This window comes from Pseudodesulfovibrio sp. 7M6 (genome assembly GCF_050058625.1).
Classification (GTDB): domain Bacteria; phylum Desulfobacterota; class Desulfovibrionia; order Desulfovibrionales; family Desulfovibrionaceae; genus Pseudodesulfovibrio; species Pseudodesulfovibrio salinus.
The window spans coordinates 3,352,165-3,370,581 of the sequence record NZ_CP188816.1; the positions used below are offsets into that span (position 1 = coordinate 3,352,165).

Annotated in this window: 21 protein-coding genes; 18 read left to right on the top strand and 3 right to left on the bottom strand. The window is 59.2% G+C overall.

The window, feature by feature from the left end; translation table 11 throughout:
- The first annotated feature begins 262 nt into the window (after positions 1–262).
- The 3 genes from ACI0FG_RS15670 to ACI0FG_RS15680 all read left to right on the top strand — a co-directional run bounded on the left by ACI0FG_RS15670 (position 263) and on the right by ACI0FG_RS15680 (position 4,259).
- The gene (locus tag ACI0FG_RS15670; RefSeq protein WP_419785940.1) at positions 263–1,870 is read left to right on the top strand and encodes a flagellar hook protein FlgE; all 1,608 of its coding nucleotides are present in this window, start codon (positions 263–265) and stop codon (positions 1,868–1,870) included.
- A 155-nt stretch (positions 1,871–2,025) separates the two neighbouring features.
- On the top strand, positions 2,026–3,378 hold the full coding sequence (locus ACI0FG_RS15675; protein WP_419785941.1) for a tetratricopeptide repeat protein: 1,353 nt from the start codon (positions 2,026–2,028) through the stop codon (positions 3,376–3,378).
- Between the two features lie 2 nt (positions 3,379–3,380).
- A complete protein-coding gene (locus tag ACI0FG_RS15680; RefSeq protein WP_419785942.1) occupies positions 3,381–4,259 on the top strand; it encodes a carbohydrate kinase family protein in 879 nt (292 codons plus the stop codon).
- Between the two features lie 201 nt (positions 4,260–4,460).
- On the opposite strand, the gene ACI0FG_RS15685 is transcribed toward ACI0FG_RS15680, so the two are convergent.
- Positions 4,461–4,712, bottom strand: coding sequence for a hypothetical protein (locus ACI0FG_RS15685; RefSeq protein WP_419785943.1), 252 nt, complete (start codon positions 4,710–4,712; stop codon positions 4,461–4,463).
- A 554-nt stretch (positions 4,713–5,266) separates the two neighbouring features.
- Here ACI0FG_RS15685 and ACI0FG_RS15690 point away from each other — a divergent pair.
- Genes ACI0FG_RS15690 through ACI0FG_RS15725 form a run of 8 tightly spaced genes read left to right on the top strand, consistent with a single transcriptional unit; the run spans position 5,267 to position 11,776 of the window.
- A complete protein-coding gene (locus ACI0FG_RS15690; RefSeq protein ID WP_419785944.1) occupies positions 5,267–6,409 on the top strand; it encodes a sensor domain-containing diguanylate cyclase in 1,143 nt (380 codons plus the stop codon).
- Complete coding sequence (locus ACI0FG_RS15695; RefSeq protein WP_419785945.1) at positions 6,406–7,578, top strand: PP2C family protein-serine/threonine phosphatase; 1,173 nt, start codon at positions 6,406–6,408, stop codon at positions 7,576–7,578. Before ACI0FG_RS15690 ends, ACI0FG_RS15695 begins: the two co-directional genes overlap by 4 nt.
- An 11-nt stretch (positions 7,579–7,589) precedes the next feature.
- Complete coding sequence (locus tag ACI0FG_RS15700; RefSeq protein WP_419785946.1) at positions 7,590–8,144, top strand: SiaB family protein kinase; 555 nt, start codon at positions 7,590–7,592, stop codon at positions 8,142–8,144.
- Between the two features lie 10 nt (positions 8,145–8,154).
- Positions 8,155–8,553: a DUF1987 domain-containing protein gene (locus ACI0FG_RS15705; RefSeq protein WP_419785947.1), complete on the top strand. Its 399-nt coding sequence runs from the start codon at positions 8,155–8,157 to the stop codon at positions 8,551–8,553.
- On the top strand, positions 8,550–9,530 hold the full coding sequence (locus ACI0FG_RS15710; protein WP_419785948.1) for an AAA family ATPase: 981 nt from the start codon (positions 8,550–8,552) through the stop codon (positions 9,528–9,530). The genes ACI0FG_RS15705 and ACI0FG_RS15710 overlap by 4 nt, the downstream gene beginning before the upstream one ends.
- A complete protein-coding gene (locus tag ACI0FG_RS15715) occupies positions 9,530–10,834 on the top strand; it encodes a vWA domain-containing protein (protein WP_419785949.1) in 1,305 nt (434 codons plus the stop codon). The genes ACI0FG_RS15710 and ACI0FG_RS15715 overlap by 1 nt, the downstream gene beginning before the upstream one ends.
- Before the next feature lie 9 nt (positions 10,835–10,843).
- On the top strand, positions 10,844–11,305 hold the full coding sequence (locus tag ACI0FG_RS15720) for a hypothetical protein (RefSeq protein WP_419785950.1): 462 nt from the start codon (positions 10,844–10,846) through the stop codon (positions 11,303–11,305).
- A 36-nt stretch (positions 11,306–11,341) separates the two neighbouring features.
- The gene (locus tag ACI0FG_RS15725; RefSeq protein WP_419785951.1) at positions 11,342–11,776 is read left to right on the top strand and encodes a Fur family transcriptional regulator; all 435 of its coding nucleotides are present in this window, start codon (positions 11,342–11,344) and stop codon (positions 11,774–11,776) included.
- Between the two features lie 177 nt (positions 11,777–11,953).
- Here ACI0FG_RS15725 and ACI0FG_RS15730 read toward each other — a convergent pair whose 3' ends face one another.
- Positions 11,954–12,103, bottom strand: a complete 150-nt coding sequence (locus tag ACI0FG_RS15730) for a hypothetical protein (RefSeq protein ID WP_419785952.1) — start codon at positions 12,101–12,103, stop codon at positions 11,954–11,956.
- A 10-nt stretch (positions 12,104–12,113) separates the two neighbouring features.
- On the bottom strand, positions 12,114–12,584 hold the full coding sequence (locus ACI0FG_RS15735) for a Fur family transcriptional regulator (protein WP_419785953.1): 471 nt from the start codon (positions 12,582–12,584) through the stop codon (positions 12,114–12,116).
- Positions 12,585–12,774: 190 nt separating this feature from the next.
- Between ACI0FG_RS15735 and ACI0FG_RS15740 the strand changes: the two genes are divergently transcribed.
- The 7 genes from ACI0FG_RS15740 (at position 12,775) to ACI0FG_RS15770 (ending at position 18,306) form a co-directional block, all read left to right on the top strand.
- On the top strand, positions 12,775–12,999 hold the full coding sequence (locus ACI0FG_RS15740; RefSeq protein ID WP_419785954.1) for a FeoA family protein: 225 nt from the start codon (positions 12,775–12,777) through the stop codon (positions 12,997–12,999).
- A 47-nt stretch (positions 13,000–13,046) separates the two neighbouring features.
- Positions 13,047–13,268, top strand: coding sequence for a FeoA family protein (locus tag ACI0FG_RS15745; protein ID WP_419785955.1), 222 nt, complete (start codon positions 13,047–13,049; stop codon positions 13,266–13,268).
- On the top strand, positions 13,268–15,775 hold the full coding sequence (gene feoB / locus ACI0FG_RS15750) for a ferrous iron transport protein B (protein ID WP_419785956.1): 2,508 nt from the start codon (positions 13,268–13,270) through the stop codon (positions 15,773–15,775). Before ACI0FG_RS15745 ends, feoB begins: the two co-directional genes overlap by 1 nt.
- 25 nt (positions 15,776–15,800) lie before the next feature.
- Positions 15,801–16,118: a hypothetical protein gene (locus ACI0FG_RS15755; protein WP_419785957.1), complete on the top strand. Its 318-nt coding sequence runs from the start codon at positions 15,801–15,803 to the stop codon at positions 16,116–16,118.
- Between the two features lie 97 nt (positions 16,119–16,215).
- Positions 16,216–17,043: a DUF4198 domain-containing protein gene (locus ACI0FG_RS15760; protein ID WP_419785958.1), complete on the top strand. Its 828-nt coding sequence runs from the start codon at positions 16,216–16,218 to the stop codon at positions 17,041–17,043.
- A gap of 103 nt (positions 17,044–17,146) precedes the next feature.
- The gene (locus ACI0FG_RS15765; RefSeq protein ID WP_419785959.1) at positions 17,147–17,830 is read left to right on the top strand and encodes an HD-GYP domain-containing protein; all 684 of its coding nucleotides are present in this window, start codon (positions 17,147–17,149) and stop codon (positions 17,828–17,830) included.
- On the top strand, positions 17,827–18,306 hold the full coding sequence (locus tag ACI0FG_RS15770; RefSeq protein ID WP_419785960.1) for a hypothetical protein: 480 nt from the start codon (positions 17,827–17,829) through the stop codon (positions 18,304–18,306). The genes ACI0FG_RS15765 and ACI0FG_RS15770 overlap by 4 nt, the downstream gene beginning before the upstream one ends.
- The last annotated feature ends 111 nt before the right edge of the window (positions 18,307–18,417 follow it).

Sequence of the window (18,417 nt, forward strand, 5' to 3'; positions counted from 1 at the left end):
CAGTAAGTCCGGGCACACTACGCTCAGGAAAACCTCCTGGCAAGAAAATACAGAATGTGCACGACTGCTTCGCTGTTGCAGGGTCGGGTCTCGGCAACCATTGCCCGTCTCTCAGCGCTTCAACATGCTGTATTTATAATTCTTAACACTTGGCATAGCCCTTGCTGTATCCTGTCCGAGAAGGAGTCGGGAATTTTTTTCCGGGGAATGGGTCACCCGGTGATTCCCGCCCGAGTCCGGGTTCGCCCGGATTGGAGGAAGTATGGGTTTCGGTTCACTCTACACCGGCGCAACCGGTCTTCTTGCCCACGCGGACAAAATGCAGGTGGTTTCGAACAACCTCGCTAACGTCAGCACCATCGGGTACAAGAAATCGGATGCCCAATTTTGTGATCTCATGAGCACCGTCATGGCCGGTGGGGGTGCGCAGTATCCAAACGGCGCCATCGGCACCAGCCAGATCGGCATGGGCGTGGGCATGGCAGAAATCCGCAATATTTTTCTGGAAGGCGGACGAAGGTCAACCGACTCGGTCACCGACATCGCCATCGCCGGAAACGGATTCTACGGCGTGCGTGACGCGGAATTCGGCACCACCCGATACACCAGGGCCGGTGCTTTCCACTTCAACAATGATGCATACCTGGTCGATCCGAGCGGTTACCGGCTCCAGGGGCATCAAGTGGACCGGGAGACCGGGCAAATATCCAGTTCCGTATCCGATGTACGACTCCCCTACGAAGACATCGTGGTAGACGGGGAGAATGTCCGGGTTGTCCGTTCCAAGCCTAAGGCTACCAGTAATATTCAAATGTTCACAAGGCTCGATGCCCTCGCCACAGGCCAGTTCAATGACGACAACAACCCGTTCTTCGCCATGTTCAATGCCTACGACGGCTCGGCGAGTAGCGCCGGAGGTGTCTTTGGAGGGCAGCAGCCAGCCTATTCATCCAGCCTTGATGTATACGATGCGGACGGCAACGCGCACGAACTGACCGTCTATTTTGATCCCGTGAACACAAACGGGCTGTCCAACGCCACTCCCGGCTATACGTACTGGGAATACCTCGTTGCCTTGCCGCCCGATTCCGACGGGTCCGGCGCATATGGCACCTCCGCCGCAGGGATTGCCGGGACCGGAGTCCTGGTATTCGACGGGACGGGAAAGCTCGTGAACATGTCCGCCTTTTCACCGGGCTCCGCCAGCGGCGCAGGCGGCAAGGATCTGGCAGGCTGGAGTCCCTCCACCTTCAGCGATGAAGGACTGCCCCAGTTCGACTTCACGTTCGGCAGCAACGGCTCCTCCGTGGGGACCGCGCAATCCATCTCTTACGATTTCGGCATCAAATCCACGTCGTCCTCATGGGCGTCCGGCGCGGGCTCCGCCGCCGCAATCGGCAAGGACGCATCCATGCTCTTGTCAATGGACGACATCAAGCTGGACATCAACCGGTCAACCAACTACGACTCAGGATCGGCCACACTCTTCCAGGATCAGAACGGCTATGCATGGGGATATCTACAGAATATGAGTATCAGCCGCGAAGGTATTCTGTCCGGGCACTTCACCAATGGACAGACCGAGGACCTCTACGCCATCTCGATCTACAACTTCACCAGTGAATGGGGACTCAGGCGGGACGGCAGCAACAACTTCGTGGAGACAGACGCGTCAGGCGCGGCCCGGGAAGGTTTGGCCGGAACAGCGGAACGCGGCGTCATCGAAGAAAAAACGCTGGAAGAAAGCAACGTGGACATGGCAGACGAGTTTGCCAACATGATCCTTACCCAACGAGGATACCAGGCCAACTCCAAGATCATCACCACATCAGACTCGCTGCTGAACACTACCATCAATATCAAGCGATAAAGGCGATCAATATCGTTCCATAACGCCGCCCCTTGAACCGGGCGGCGTTTTTCTTTGCTTCCCCGACACGCACCGCTTTCATCCTGCCGCCTTGAATTGCCCGGCCAAACCGGCTAGAAAGCACGGGATATGCAAGGCAAACAAGGAGAGCGCACGTGACCGGCACCCAACAACGCAATGTCCAGGAAATCCTGGCCGCCGTCCGCGAGGTGGAGGCCGAAGCCGCCGGGGGCGCGGAAGCCCTCTTCATGGCGGCCCTGCTCGCCCCCTCCCCCCTGCCCTACGATTTTGCCCTGGGCATGGAAGGCACCCTGCACAACCCGTCCCTCATCAATCCCGCCGCCGCCTTCTTTGCCGCCACCGCGGTCATGGAGCCCCTGATCCTCCACGGGTTGGCGGAAACCGACGTTGAGAACCAGACCTTCACTCTGCCCGATGACGTACGCCGGGTCATCCTCGATTCTCTGTCCGAACCGGAGCGCAGGACCTGGGCCGGGCGCGCGGTCTATGCCCTCAATCTGGTGCTGCCCGACGTGGACGAGGGACAATGGGAAGTCTACGAATGGCTCATGCCCCACATCCAGGCCTGCCTTGAGCTGGTCGAGATGCGAGGGCTGCGCACCGAAGCCGCCAACCGGGTGTTGCACCAGACCGGATTCGCGCTCCACTACCAGGGACGCCACCGCGAAGGCGCGGCCTTTCTCGACGCCGCACTGGCCGTGGATGTTGATCTCAAGGGGGCCGAGCACCCCGATATCTGCAACGACCTTGAAGGCCTCGCCACCGTGCTCTGGGCCGCCCAGGACCCGCAACGCGCAGAGCGTGCCTTTGCCTCCTGTCTCGAACTGCAAAAACGGATTTTCACCGAGAACAACCCCATCACCGCGCCGATCCTGAACAGTCTCGGCGTCATCCGGCAGGCCCTCGGCCGCCTGAACGATGCGGAAGCCGCGTTCCGGGAATGTCTTCGCGTCCTCACCCAGGCCCATGGCGAAGGACATCCGGCCATCGCCTCCTGCCTGTCCAACTACGCCCTGCTCTGCGAAGCCGCCGACCGGCCGGACGAAGCCCTGCGGCTTGCGGAACGGGCCCTGGAGATCAACCGTTCCTTCCGGGGTGACGACGACCCCGAAGTCGCGGCCGACCTGAACACCGTGGCTCTGCTCCTGGCCCGTACAGGGAAGCTTCAAGCCGCCGAAGCCCACTTTCGCGAGAGCCTCGCGGTGCGCGAAAAGCACTTCGGTCCCGATCACGCGGAAGTCGGCCAATCCCTGTGCAACCTCGCGCTCCTGCTCCACCAGACAGGCCACCCCGAACAGGCCGCCCCGCTCTACGAACGCGGCCTCCTCATCTACGACAAGGCCATTGGAGCCACCCATCCACTCATGCAGAGCGCCCTGGACAACTATCTGCTCCTGCTCAAGGCCACCGGCACGCGCCCCCAAAGCGACCGGCTGCTGGCCCTGGCCGATGCCCGGCCTCACAGCAACTCCCAAACCACCCACTAGTCATGCCGAACATAATCGCCATCGGGCTAGGAGAAATTCTCTGGGATATCCTGCCCGACCGGTCCACCCTGGGCGGCGCGCCCGCCAACTTCGCCTACCATGTCAATGCACTGGGCGGTTCCGGAGTCCCCCTCTCCCGCATCGGCGATGACGACCTCGGCCGCCAGACCATCGCTACCCTCGACGCCCACGGCGTTTCCACCGACCATCTTACCCTCGACCAGACCCACCCCACCGGCACGGTCCTGGCCGAGCTCGACGCCGACGGTGTGGCTTCCTACACCTTTCCCGACGCCGTGGCCTGGGATTTCCTTTCCCCCACTACGGCAAATCTCGAACTGGCCGCCAGCGCGGACATCGTCTGTTTCGGCACCCTTGCCCAGCGTTCCCCAGCCTCCCACCAAGCCATCCGCACCGTGCTCCGCAACGCCAGCCGGGCGCTCAAAATTTTTGACGCCAATCTACGGCAGAATTTCTGGGACAGCGCCACCCTGCGCACCTCCCTCGCCCTGGCCGACGTGCTCAAAATCAACGACGTGGAACTTGCCGTGCTCATCGACCTCTTTTGTCTGCCAACCGATCCCCACGCCGCGCTCAAGACGCTCCTGATGCGCTACGACCTCAAGCTCGCCGTGCTCACGAGAGGTCCGGACGGCAGCCTCATCATCTCACCAAACGAAACGTCCGACCTGCCCGGCCAACCGACCGAGATCGTGGACACCATAGGCGCAGGCGACGCTTTCACCGCCGCCATGGCCCTCGCCTATCTGCGTGGCAGCTCCGTGGATCGGATAAACCGCTATGCCGCACAGGTCGCCGCCACCGTCTGCGCCATGCCGGGCGCCATGCCGGACATGCCTGAGGCGCTGAAACTGGCATAGGGGAAAGGCCGCCGGAGGCCTCGCCGGGGCACCCGATGCCCCGAAGCGGTGGAAGGAGTAGTCGTCCACCCCCGCTGAATTCATGGAATCAAGATAGGGTATTTTTACTTTTTTCGATGAGTTGTCCATGAGGGCGAAAGTCCTCCCTGCCCATCGGCCACAAGCCGACGGCCGGGGGAATGATCGGCAGCGACTTCGATGTCATCCCGGGCTGCGGCGTCGAGCCGGGGCCAGTCTTCCCCAGCCGTGTCCTTTGGGGCCGTGCTGGATGAGCAGGATGCGGCCTCCCCTGTTCCCGTCCACGACCAGATCGACTTTTGCCGATTCTTCGCGCCGGAGTCCCAGTTCGTATTGCAGCTGGATCTGGGCGGCGTACCGGGGACCGTGCCCGTATGACGATTCGGTTTCCGGTTTGGCGATGGCCTCAAAGGATATCCCCTGACATTCGTCCACACTTTCACCTAAGGTCGGGCCAAAGCTTTTGGCGTTTGTTGCAACGTAGTTACAAGGATTATTGTCCCTGCGCTTTATAGTGCTCTCCTTGATTCCAATCTCTTCAACTTGATTTGGCGGTTATGCCTTCGCTGTTTGCAGAGGCCTGATGGGCATACTGGGAAGTATTCAAATTGGTGAGGGATGCCCAGCGCATATACGGGGATAGCAACCAAGTAACAGTCCGTACCCCCCACACAAATCCGCTGTCAGGCTTGGAGATACTGAGCTTGAATCAAGGTTGACAAACGGGAACAATGACAATATTCGATGAAAACGATTTTCAATATCACGAAGAAGCGAGGCGAAATATGGTTTGGGGCCGACCTCAGTTTGAAATTGCCACACAGATGGCCACACGGCGTAGCCGGGTTCGGAAGGAGGTCCGGAGCAACGTGCTTCGCATGACATGGGTTGCCGCAGCGTCCGTGATGGTGATGACTTGTCTGGAGGCTGTGGTGATGGAGGCTGCGGTAATGGCGGCTTTTTAAGTCGCCTTGTGCAGGCGAAAGAGAATGCAAGTATTTCACAAGGAAGAGAAACTGTTGGAGCAGGCGCAAAGCGTGCTCGGGCGATTGGCTGGGCTGGACGCCGAGGCGAACAGCACCATGCGTGACTTGGTACATGGATATGCCCGGCTGTTGCGTCAGGCCAGGCGCATGATGACTATGGGAGACCGTATACAGGGCGCGCTCACTGCATTGAACGGCGAATTGAAGGCCAGTGAATCCAAGTATCGGGGCGTATTCGAAAACGTCACTGAGGGCATCTACCGTTGCTTGCCGGATGGCCGGTTTATCGAGGTCAACCCATCCCTGGCAGGTATGTTCGGATTTTCGGACAGTGAAAGTTTTTTGTCAGAGGTATCCGACATTCGAGCCCTGTTTCAGACTCCGGATGATTATAACCAGTATACGTCCCTGTTGGTTTCGGATGGTGTGCGCAGCCGGGAGGTGGAGGTCTGCGGGCCGGATAACGTCTGCCGCTGGGTCGAGGTCAGCGCCAGCATGGTCCATGGGGGTGCGGATGGTGATTTGGATACAGTGGTCGGTGTCTTTGCCGATGTGACCGAACGCAAAGGCATGCTGGAGGAGATGTGCCGCCTGGCACGCACGGACAGTCTGACCGGTCTGTGGAATCGTGGATATTTCATGGAGTTGGCCGGGCGTGAACTGGCCCGCAACCGACGAGGGGCGCTGCCGCTTTCCCTGCTTATTCTGGATGTGGATTTTTTCAAGAACGTCAACGATTCCTACGGACATGACGCGGGTGACAAGGCACTTGTTTGCCTGGCCCAGGCCTTATCTTCGGCCGTGCGGGAAGTGGATTTGGCGGCTCGATATGGCGGGGAGGAATTTGTGGTCCTTTTGCCTGATACGACGGCTGGGGAGGCCTGCATAGTGGCCCAGCGCATCGCCCAACGCATCCGTGAAGCGTCGGTGGAGTGTGGCAATGTGCGATTTTCGCTCACGGTCAGCGTGGGGCTGGCCGCGCTGGAGGAAGGTGACGACCTCGACAACCTGCTCAAGTTTGCGGATATCGCGCTTTATGCAGCCAAGAAAAAAGGCCGCGACAGGGTGGAGGCGTACCGCCGGGGCAGCTCTGAGTGCGGTTTGTCCCGGGTAGCGTGCGGAGATGGTGCGGGGAGGACGGAATGAGCGTGCTGATCAACATGGTCAGAGGCGTGTGCGATTGGAGCGTTGAACGCAAGATGACGACTGTGCTGCTGCTCGGAATCGTGTTGCCTCCGCTGGCGTCCTTTGTCGTGCTCGAAACCAGGGGGGAGGCCTCGGCGACCCGTTTCCTGGCGATGCTATCGGTGGGGACAATCATTCTGTTTGTACCTGTAGCCAAGTGGTTGAGTCACTTCATCGCCCTGCGCAGTATTCGGGAACTCAATGCGCAATGCCAGTTGCTCAAGGAAGGCAATTACGAGCAGGTGGATCTGCCTCCCGCCGAGCGTGAGGGTCATGACTTCCTTGAATTACAGCGCAATATGCACTGGATGGGGTACACCATCGCCACCCGCGAGCACAAATTGCAGCACGCCATGGACGACCTGACGCGAGCGCAACGGCAGATAGGACAGAGCCTGAAGTACGCCAGCCTGATCCAGAAATCCTTTTTGCCCGACCGAAACGACCTGCGCGATTTTCTCCCAGATCATTTTCTCATATGGGAACAGCGGGATACCGTCGGCGGAGATGCCTATTGGGTGCGCCCCACGGAAAACGGCTTTTTTATCGGCGTTATCGATTGCACGGGCCATGGCGTGCCCGGCGCGTTCATGACGCTTATTGTCGCCTCCCTATTGGATAAGGCAGCGGGCGATGGCGAGGAAAGCCCGGCGGCAGTGTTGGGCCGGATGAATCGGCTGATCAAGGACTCGCTGGGCCAGACCAACCGCGAGGCTCCTTCGGACGACGGCATGGACTGCGGATTGTGCCATGTATCCCGAAATGGCCCCCTGTTTTTTGCCGGGGCGAACACGCCGCTGTATCTGCTCGATCGCGAGGGTGCGCGCGTGATCAAAGGCGACCGTTGTGGCCTTGGCTACGTTCGTTCCGATCCGGATTTTTCCTTTACCGATATCCCGGTTTCACCTTCTCCGGACATGCGTTTTTATCTTGCCTCGGACGGCTTGACCGATCAGGTGGGCGGCGATTTGCGTATCCCATTTGGCAAGCGGCGGTTCATGACTTTTATGGAGCGGGAACGCGAAACACCGTTGTCCGCCCAGGGAGTGAACCTGCTGGCTGAGTTGGCAGCGTATCAGGGAACCGAGATCCGTCGGGATGACGTGACGGTCATTGGTTTTAAACTGTGAGGATATGAATCATGAGCATGAGTTTGTTCAAATACTATGATGAAATGACCCAGGGGGGAGTGATCCTCTACTTCAACGGGCCTGTGTCGCAGGCCATGGTTGAGACCCTCGCCGGGCAGATGCGTACCCGCATGCGGGCGGAGGATGCGGGTGTGGGCGAGGTACAACGTGTGTTCTCCGTGCTGGTGGAGCAGATGCAAAATATCGTCCGCTATTCCGCGGATCGGCGCGCTCCCGGTGAAGGCGTTTGCGAGGAGATGGCACACGGCCAGGTGGTGGTCGGCCGCGAGAAGGACGGCCGTTTTTTCGTGGCCTGCGGCAATCCGGTTCGTGCTGCCGACTGCACAGAATTGACCCAGCGTATTTCGAAGCTCCAGGGCATGACTCCCGAGGAACTCAAGGCATACTACCGGGAATGCCGCCGCCAGCCTGACGGAGGTACGGAAAAAGGGGCCGGTCTCGGGTTCGTGGAGATGGCGCGCAAGGCGGACGGACCGTTGGATTATGCCATTGTGCCCGTGGACGCGGGGACTTCGTTCTTTTCCATGAAAGTGGTGACCCAGTAAGGAGGTAGCCATGAAAAAATACAAAGTCCAGGCGACGCCTTCGTCGCCGTATATCAAGTTCGATCCCGAAAATATGCCTTTCGAGATTCGGGGCGAATCATACCCGGAAAACTGCTGGGCATTTTACCGGCCCATGTTCGATTGGCTTACGGATTATTTTACTCAGGCCAATGGGAGCCAGGTGGAGATCGACATGGAGATTCTTTACTTCAACTCCTCCACTTCAAAGACCTTCATGGATTTTTTCGAGATGCTTGACGATCAAGCGGACCTTGGCAAAAGCATCGTGGTCAACTGGCGTTACCATGAGGAAAACGAGTCCGCCATGGAGTGCGGGGAAGAGTTCATGGAAGACGTGCAGAACCTCAAATTCAACCTGGTGGAGTTTTCAGATGTGAGGGATGCATGAACGCCGGACGTATCAAGACCTCGTTGAAGACGCTCATCCCCCTGCGTCAGCCCGTATTTTTGTGGGGGCCGCCCGGTGTGGGCAAGAGCCAGGTTGTGGCTCAGGTGGCGGCCGAGCTGGGGCTTGCGTTGACCGATATCCGGGCCGTGCTTCTTGATCCTGTCGACCTGCGCGGCCTGCCCACCGTCAAAGACGGCGTAGCGCACTGGTGCCCCCCTGCGTTTTTGCCGACTTCGGGCGAAGGCATCCTGTTTCTGGATGAATTGAATGCCGCCCCGCCTCTGGTGCAGACCGCTTGCTACCAGTTGGTGCTGGACCGGCGGGTTGGCGAATACACACTGCCCGAGGGATGGACCGTGATCGCGGCGGGCAACCGTGAGACCGATCGCGCTGTAACGCACCGCATGCCGTCGGCATTGGCCAATCGATTCGTGCATTTGGATTTTACCGTGGACGCCGAGACCTGGCTCGCCTGGGCCGAGGAGTCCGGGTTGGCCGAGGAAATTCGCGCATTTATCCGGTTCCGGCCAAATTTGCTGCACGATTTCGATCCGAAACGGGACATCAAGGCTTTCCCCTCGCCTCGCTCATGGGAGTTTGCCGCGCGCATTCTCGCTTCCCGGCCGGATGCGGACGTGGAGACGGCACTGCTCAAGGGGACCGTGGGAGCGGGAGCTGCGGTGGAGTTCGCCGGATTTGCTCGCATGTATCGCCAATTGCCGGACCCGGATGCGGTCATTGATCGGCCGGATACGGCAGCCGTGCCCAAGGAACCCGCCACCCTTTACGCCCTGTGCGAGGCGCTGGCCAAGCGCGCCGGCGAGGACACGGCCGAGGGCATCGTGACCTATGCCGGTCGGTTGCCTTCAGAGTTCGGTGTGCTTCTGGTACGGGACGCGGTGCGTCAGCATCGTGGTGTGGTCGAAACCCCGGCCTTCTCCGATTGGGCCACTGCCAACTCGGACGTATTGCTGTGATGGACCGTATCGCTGCCAAACTGCGCAAGGCGCGCACCATGTTGTTGCTGGACCATCCGTTTTTCGGTTCGTTGTGCCTGCGCATGGAGCCCAAGCCCGACCCGCACTGCGCCACGGCCTGGACCGATGGTCGGACTCTGGCCTACAACCCGGCCTATGTGGCCGGATTGCGCCGTAAGCAGGTCCAGGGGCTGCTCGCCCACACGGTCATGCATCCCGCCTGCCAGCACCATACACGCCGGGCCGGACGCGATCCCAAGCTGTGGAACATGGCCAGCGACTATGCCATCAATTGGATTTTGCTCGATGCGGGGTTGGACCTGCCGCCCAAGTATCTGGACAATCCGGCCTACCACGGTCTTACCGCAGATGAAATCTACGCCGACCTTCATGCCTCAAGGGGCGAGGAGATGCGCCCGTCGCTGTCCGAAGGTCAGGGGGATTCCGACGGTGAAGCGGACTGGGACGGCGCGGCCGGGATGAAAGGCGACGGCGACGATCTCGGGAAAAGTTCGGAGTCGGGTCCCGGCGGCGAATCAGACGGACACATGGATATCGGCGGCGAAGGCGATGAATCCGGCGAGATGGGCGGCGAGATGTTCGGTGATCCCGGTGGCAGCGGCGAAGTTCGCGACAGCGCGGAAGACGCCGAGGGAGGCGGATCGTCCGAGGGCGCTTCGGACGAGGAATGGGAGTTGGCCCTGGCCGAGGCCGCCCGCCAGGCGCGGGATATGGGCGAACTGCCCGGCGGCGTGGAACGGCTGGTGGGCGCGGTGCTCCATCCCGTGCTGGACTGGCGCGAGCTACTGGAGCAGTACATCAGCGACCGGGCACGTGACGATTATTCCTGGACCCCACCCAATAAACGTTTTTTGCACCTGGACGTGCTCCTGCCTTCCCTTTCCAATCGGCAACTGCCGGACCTGGTCCTGGCCATCGATACTTCGGGCAGCGTTTCCGAACCGGAGATGGACCAATTCGCGGCCGAGGTCTCCGGCATTCTCGATGCCTACGACACCACTTTGCACGTGGCCTACTGCGACAGTGCCATGGCCGGAACGGAGACCTTTTGCCGGGCTGATCTGCCGCTGGAACTGAACCCCACGGGCGGCGGAGGAACGGACTACCGGCCAGTGTTTGACTGGGTGCGGGAGTCCGGGCTGAATCCGGGCTGCCTGGTATACCTGACGGACCTGGAATGCACCGGCTTTCCAGCGCGGGAGCCGGAATATCCGGTGCTTTGGGCCCGTATAGGCGGACAGGGCGGCACTCCACCCTTTGGTGAAATCCTCGACATCAATTAAGGAGGCGGCATGAAGATTGATTGGACCATTGCCAAACGGCGGGGCAACCATCGTCCGGTGCTCAAGTATACCATTGAACTCGAAGATTTTGAAACGGCCCTGGCCGTGCCGCAGGTGGTGCTGGAGGACGCCCTGGTCCGTCCTCCGTCTTCCTGGCGGTCCTACTGCTATCCCGGCGCGGACGAGCGGTTCGGCCCCTGCTCCGAGCACTATCGGCTTATGACACCTTCCCATGGACAACGGGTCCTTTCGGATTCGTTGACACTTGGCTGGCGGCCGCCTGCAGATGCATTTGATGACGTGCGAAGAGCGTTCAAGAGGCTCCGGGACGATTTCGAGGGCGCGCTCAGAAACGCGTATGAGAGCGCACCGCTTGATATTGTGGAGCATTTGGAGCTGACTCGGGAGACCCGCGAACATATCGCCCGAGGTGTTGCCGCGGCAAAATTTTTGGCCGTCGCAGGTTTTTGATTGAATTGATATTGAAAATGAGTTTCATTACGTCGCATGAAGTATACAGCACAGCACGCCTTCATCGGATTTTTGCGGCAACACCATCTCAGCATGACTTCCCAGCGCAAGGTTATCGTTGAAACGTTTTTGGACGCCAAGGGGCACCTCACCGCGGACCGGCTGTTTGAAATGGTGCGCGACAAAGCCCCGGATATAGGCCAGGCCACGGTCTACCGCACGCTCAAGCTGCTGGTGGATTCCGGTCTGGCCGATTCATTTGATCCGGGCGGAGGAGTGGCCCTGTACGAACAGTCGTTCGGGCAAGAGCACCACGACCATCTCATCTGCGTACGCTGCGGGCGCAAGGTGGAGATTTGCAGTGACGCCATCGAGGCGCGTCAGGAAGCCGTGGCCAAAGCGGCGGGGTTCACCCTGACACGGCATCGCATGTATCTTTACGGCATTTGCCCCGACTGCCGGAAAAAATAAAAGCCCGCATTTCCAGACAGAAAAGATTCAAACCCGACGCCGCAACAGCTGTGCGTGCCGGGTCTGAATTTTTGTTTGAGATTGTTTCGGAGCGTATCCCTCGGTCGGACCTGCGATGCCGTCCGGCCCGCACCTCGTGGCAATGAAACCAGGCTGGGCGGCGCGGGCTTGGCCGGTTTAGGATTCGGAGCGTTTGCGGTCGGACTCCGTGTCGACCGGCGGGGTGGCCGGTTCGGGACGGTCATAGTTGGGAAACATTGATTTCAGGCCGCGTCGAATGAGTTTTTTGGGATCGCCCTTGCTGTTGATGGTCGTTCGAAAGGTCATCTCGATTTCCTCACTGTTTTTTTCTGATTATGCCCGGATGGGCGTGTTCCTGTCCTTGGGCTATGCTGCACTCGGCACACAATCCGTAGATAACCGTCTGGTACCGGAAGAGCGTAAATCCCTGCTGCCGGGCCGTCTCCGATTGGAGGCAGTCGAGGTAAGGGTTTTTGACCGGTATGGCTTTGCCGCACTTTTCGCAGATCATCTGGCTGCATTGGTCCCCCATGGGTTCATAAAGAGTGCTTCCGTCCGAGCGGTGAACACAGCGGGCCACCCCGGCGTTATGCAGGTGCTTCACGGTTCGGTAGACGGTGGACCGGCTTACCGTTTCATCTACGTCCTGAACGCCGGTCAGCAGGGATTCGGGGGATAACTGGTGGTTGTCGCTCATGAAAACCTTGAAAATGAGCAGCCGCTGCTGGGTCAATTTGAGGTTGTTGATTGTCAGGTACTGTTTAAAGGCTTTCAGGGCTTCCTGCATTGCACTCCGTCCCCCCTTGGATGACTCACGATCTCAATACGCATACTGGTTTCCGAGACTCCCGGCCGCTTTTTGCGATATCGTTTCAATTCCCACTTTTTGTTGACGCGTCTATGTTCAAAGCATATCTCTGATACCGAAATTCATTATCAACTGCAACCGTTGGGTCGCTAAAATTCAGGGGGAAATCATGGCTGACGAGAAAACCCTGCAAACGGTGGGAGCAGGAGAAACCGCGTTTGTTCTAGCCGTAGATGCCGGCGTCAAGGCCCGGACACGGCTTGAATCGCTGGGGATTATCCCCGGTGCCGAGGTCAGAGTCTTCAACAATGGTCAAGGCCCATTGCTCGTGTCGGTTGGCGAGGGAAGGGTCATGGTCGAGCGCGGCATAGCCGCCAAGGTGTTAGTGGCTTGAGCGCTGTCGAAGAAAGCTTTCCATATTTGCAGTATCAAGGGGGCCTTATGACATTGGATGAATTGCGGCCGGGTATCGGTTGCACCATGACTGACATTACCGCCGTCGGTGCCTTGGGGCAGCGGCTTATGGATTTGGGCTTTTATCCCGGCGCCGAGATTCAAATCGTCCGCAACGCGCCGTTGGTGGACCCGGTGGAGTTGCAGCTTGACGGCTACCATATCTCCTTGCGCCACAGCGAAGCCCGGCATATCGAGGTGGAATTGTAATGGCTGCGCAACGACTTCTCGTTGCCCTTGCCGGGCAACCCAATTGCGGTAAATCGACGGTCTTCAACATGCTCACCGGAGCGCGGCAGCATGTGGCCAACTATCCTGGCGTCACCGTTGAGAAAAAAAGCGGAACCTTTTCCATCGGCGAAACCCGCATCGAACTGGTCGACCTCCCCGGCACCTACTCCCTGACCTCCTACTCTTTGGAAGAACGTGTGGCCCGTGATTTTCTGCTGGGGGACAATCCAGGCGTTGTCATTGACGTGGCCGACGGCTCCAACATCAAACGCAACCTCTATCTGACCCTGCAATTGCTGGAGATGGAGGTGCCGACTATTCTCAACCTGAACATGATGGATGTGGCCGAGCGTCGCGGGCAGTCCGTTGATGTCGACAAGCTCGCCTCCATTCTGGGTGCCCCTGTGGTGCCGACCAAAGCCAAGAAAGGTGAAGGCAAAGAGGCCCTGCGCGCTGCCGTGCAGTCCCTGGCCGAGACCGGCCCAGGTCAGGCGTACCGGATCGATTACGGCCCGTTGGAACCGTATATTGCCGAACTGGAAGAGCTGCTGGCTGAGGATTCGCTACTCAGCATCCAGTATCCCGGGCGTTGGCTGGCCATCAAGCTGCTGGAAAACGACAGCGAGGCCGAGGTCCTGGTTCGCCGCATGCACCCGGAGGCCGATAGGGTCATGAACGCCACCGGTGCCTGCAGGGATCGGTTTTCGGAAGAGGCGGGAAGACAGGCTGAACGTCACATCGCCTTTTCCCGGCACGGCGAGTGCGCCCGCATCTGCCGCGAGGTGCTGACGCTGCCCGAAACCAAACGGATTAATCTTTCGGACCGGGCGGACCGGATCATCTGCCACCGCGTGTTCGGGCCGATGATCCTGGTGGGCATCCTTTTCGTTCTGTATCAGGTGTCCATCGTCTTCGGAAACTGGCTGGCATTGCAAATCTGGCCGTTGTGGGGCGGTCTGGAGAATTTTGCGGCCGACGTCCTCCCTTCTGCCGGATTTCTAGGCGATCCGTTACTACGGTCCCTGGGCCTCTGGGTGGTCAAGTCGACCACGGCCATTTTGAATTATCTGCCCATCTTCTTTCTGTTGTTCAGCCTCATCGCCATCCTGGAGGACAGCGGTTACATGCCTCGCATGGCCTTCATTCTGGACAGGCTTTTCCGTCGGTTCGGGCTGCACGGCCAGTCCACGCTGCCCATGATCCTGGGCGGGGTGTACGTCGGCGGCTGCGCCATTCCCGGCGTAATGGCCACCAAGGCGATTCCGGACGAACGAGCTCGCCTAGCCACGATCATGATCGTGCCCATGATGAATTGTCTGGCCAAGGTGCCGCTCTATCTGATCCTGATCGGGGCATACTTTGCGGACGTAAGCGGACTGGCTATGTTCTTCATCGCCACCGTTACCCTGTTCATGGCCCTGCCGGTGGCTAAGGTGTTGTCCATGACCGTATTGCGCAAGAAAGAAAGCGCGCCGTTCATCATGGAGATGCCGCCCTATCATCTGCCCACTGCGGGCGGGGTGCTGCGCCGGGCCATTGAGCGCGTCTGGCTGTTCCTCAAGAAGATCGTCACCGTGGTGGCGGCCGTAGCCGTGGTGGTCTTCGTGCTCATCAATTATCCCGGACTGCCGCAGGCGCGCCTGGATCAGTATCAGAGCATGCAGGACAAGGCGGTATCCCGCTTTATGCAGGATGTGACCAAGACCCAATACAACGGGAAAATCACCCGTGATGACGTCCTGCCGATCATCCTGTTCGAGGAGTCGTTGCGGAGAGCCAAGACCGGCGTAACCGACCAGGCCGCATCCACGGCCATTAATGAGCAGTTTCAGGCGGAGAACCCTGTCTACTATGCCGTGATCAAGCGTAAGGGCAAGGACGGCAAAGCTCTGTTCCGGTCGCTCAAGACGGTGGTCAAGGTCCGCAAGAAGGTGCGTCGCGAGGCCCGGGCCGAGCGGTTTGAAAGCAGCTTTCTTGGAACTCTGGGCAGAGCGCTGGAGCCGGTTACCCAATACGCAGGCTTCAACTGGCGCATCAACATTGCCCTGCTCTCGGCCTTTGCGGCCAAGGAGAATTCCGCAGCTACGCTGGGCTCCATCTACGGCATCGACGGTACGGACCAGTCCGTGCAGGAGAGCATGAAGGCGGGCGAGTCCGGCTTCACCCCGCTGCACGCCTTGGCCCTGATGCTGTTCATGGCCCTGTACCCGCCGTGCGTGCCCGCGTCCATCATGGTTCGGCACCAGTCCAATTCCACCAAGTGGATGCTGTTCTCCATCGCCTACCAGACCCTGCTCGGGCTGGTGGTGGCCAGTCTGGTCTTTACCGGCGGATCACTGCTCGGGTTGACCGGAATTGAGGCCATGTGGGCCTTCTACGGCCTGTGCGTCGCCGTGACGCTCATCATGGCCCTTATACCCAATACGGAGGAAAAGGACGACACGTTGCCGGTTGCTCCGGCCACCTGCAAGGAACAATGCTCATAAACATGCTCACAAGGAGGAGCTTATAATGAAGAAACTGATGATTGTACTGACTCTTGCCGCTGTCATGGCCCTTGCCGGACAGGCGTTTGCCCACAGCCCGCTGATGAGCTGCTTTGACAATGGCGACAACACCGTCACCTGCGAGGGCGGATTCTCCGACGGCTCTTCGGCCTCGGGGGTCAACATTCATGTGCTGGACGGCAATGGAAAATCCGTCTTGGAAACCAAAATGAACCAGGACAGCGAGTGCACCTTTGACAAGCCCGCCGGCAACTATTCCGTGCATTTCGACGCGGGCGAAGGGCATCGGGTCGAGATCAACGGCAAGGATATCGTCGAATAACAAAAGCAACAAGGCACGGGGGCCGCACGGCTTCCGTGTTTTTTTTAAATCGGCAAGTTGAAAACAATACTCAATCTCAAACGCTGAGGAGACTTTGATGAAGAAACGTTTTATTCCCCTTCTGGCCGCCCTTTGCACGTTGGTTCTTACCAGTGCCGCCTTTGCCCATTTCATGGTGGTCTACACCCCGGATCTGGCTTTAGATAATGGTCAGGATCTGGATATGCGCATCGTCTTTACCCATCCTGCCGAAGCGGGCCACACCATGAATATGGGTGGGATTGAAGAATTTTACGTAGTCAAACAGCGGGGTGACGCCCAGCCCAAGAAGGTGGACCTGATGAAATACGTCAAGCCCATCACCTGGAAGAATCCCGAGTCCTCCAACGAGGCTTTTTCCGCCATCGTGCCCAAAAAGGAAGTCCGCTCCATGGGCGACTATGTTTTCGTCATGAAGCCCGGCTACTACTTTGAGAAGGAAGAGGGCGTCTACATGCAGCAGATCACCAAGCTGATCCTCAACGTGGGCGGCGTGCCTGGCAACTGGGCCGAACCGGTCGGCCTCCCCTGCGAGATCGTCCCTCTTATCAAGCCGTACGCCCTGTGGACCGGTAACGTCTTCAAGGCGCAGGTCCTGTCCAACGGCAAGCCCGTTGCCGGTGCCGAGGTCGAGGTTGAGCATATGAGTCACATGCCCGACCTCAAGACCAACACGATGCCCGCCAAGTCTTCCGTCAGTTACCCGCACGACGCCTACTACACCCAGACTCTGTTCACCGATGCCAACGGCTACATCACCTTCGGCATCCCCCACTCCGGCTGGTGGGGCTTCGCCGCTCTCGGTGTCGGCCCGGACAAGGAGTACAAGGGCAAGGAGTTGAGCCAGGATGCCGTTATGTGGATCCATGCCGTGGATATGAAATAGCCTACCCCTCTGCAACAGCCTCTCCTTTCGCGGAGCGGCAATCCCAATGGTGCGGCGGGCCCATACCGGCCCGCTGCGCCAAATGATTTCAAGGCGGTAATTCATGAATGTTTCTTTTGCGGCTGGCGACAGGAATATGGAGGGGATTTGCGAATTTCAGATTCTGGACGCAGTCCATTTGACCATACATCAGTTTGCGGAATCTCTGAGCTGCATCATCGACGCCAAGGACCGCTCCACCCGGCTCCATTCCGAAGAAGTGGCGGTCATGGCCCAGACCATCGGCCAGCAAATGGGGCTTTCGGCCAAGACCGCCGACCTTCTGCATGTGGCCGGGCATCTGCATGACATCGGCAAGGTCGGTATCGAGGACGCCATCCTCAAGAAGCCCGGCCCATTGACCTCGGAGGAATTGGCTGTCGTCAGACGGCATCCGGTCATCGGAGCTGAGATTATTGCTCCGGTCACAACCTTTTCCGGCAAGGACGGCGTGGTGGCGATGATTCGCCATCACCATGAACGGTATGACGGCAGCGGCTATCCCGATGGTCTCAAGGGAAGCGAGATTCCTTTGGGAGCGCGAATTATCGCCGTGGCCGACTCGCTATCCGCCATGCTTCAGGATCGTCCCTATCGTGAGGCCATGTCCTTTGAGCAGGCTTTAGACGAGATCGTGGACTGCACGGGCAGCCAGTTCGATCCCAAGGTGGTGGATGCCTTTTTCGGAGTCCGTCATGTCATCTGGATTTATCTGGAATCACTGCACAGCGCCTGGGAGGCGGCGTGATCATGGGCAAGCGGTCCCGCGCGGCTTCTTGCACCGTCGCCGACCGCCCTGCCGGTCCGGCTGTGGAAACCCGGTTGGTGCTGGTGCTTGCGCTGCTGGCGGCAGCCGTCTGCGCCGGAGTCGTCGCGTTTTGCCATGGTTCGGCAAATTTCGGGAATAAGCCGGATGGGCAGTTGGAAGCCATCTCGCCGTTGCGTCCGAAGGAACGAACCAGCTGTAACGCGCTTTGTTTCGCCGTACCAAAGATCGGCACGCTGTTCGCGGAAAAAGTAAGGTGGCCCACCGTAGGCGCTCCGGGCGGAGAATGCCTCCCTCCTTTTGTGCATGATGCGGCTTGGCGGGCAAACGGTCGCCTGATCGGGACCCGGTCCGTGCTCTTGTTGCCTGATTTGCACGCGGCGCTCTATGTCGGGCACCCGGAGGACGCGACCGTGTCGGGAACGTTTTCACTCCTGCCGCGGTTGTATGCGGGATAGACAGGCTACAGGGGAAGCCCGCTCCTTATACGATTTGGCGGCACCCGTCTCCCGCATTCGATATTCCAAGCAGGGTACGAACCAGGCGCTCATCGGCAAGGAATGGAGTGA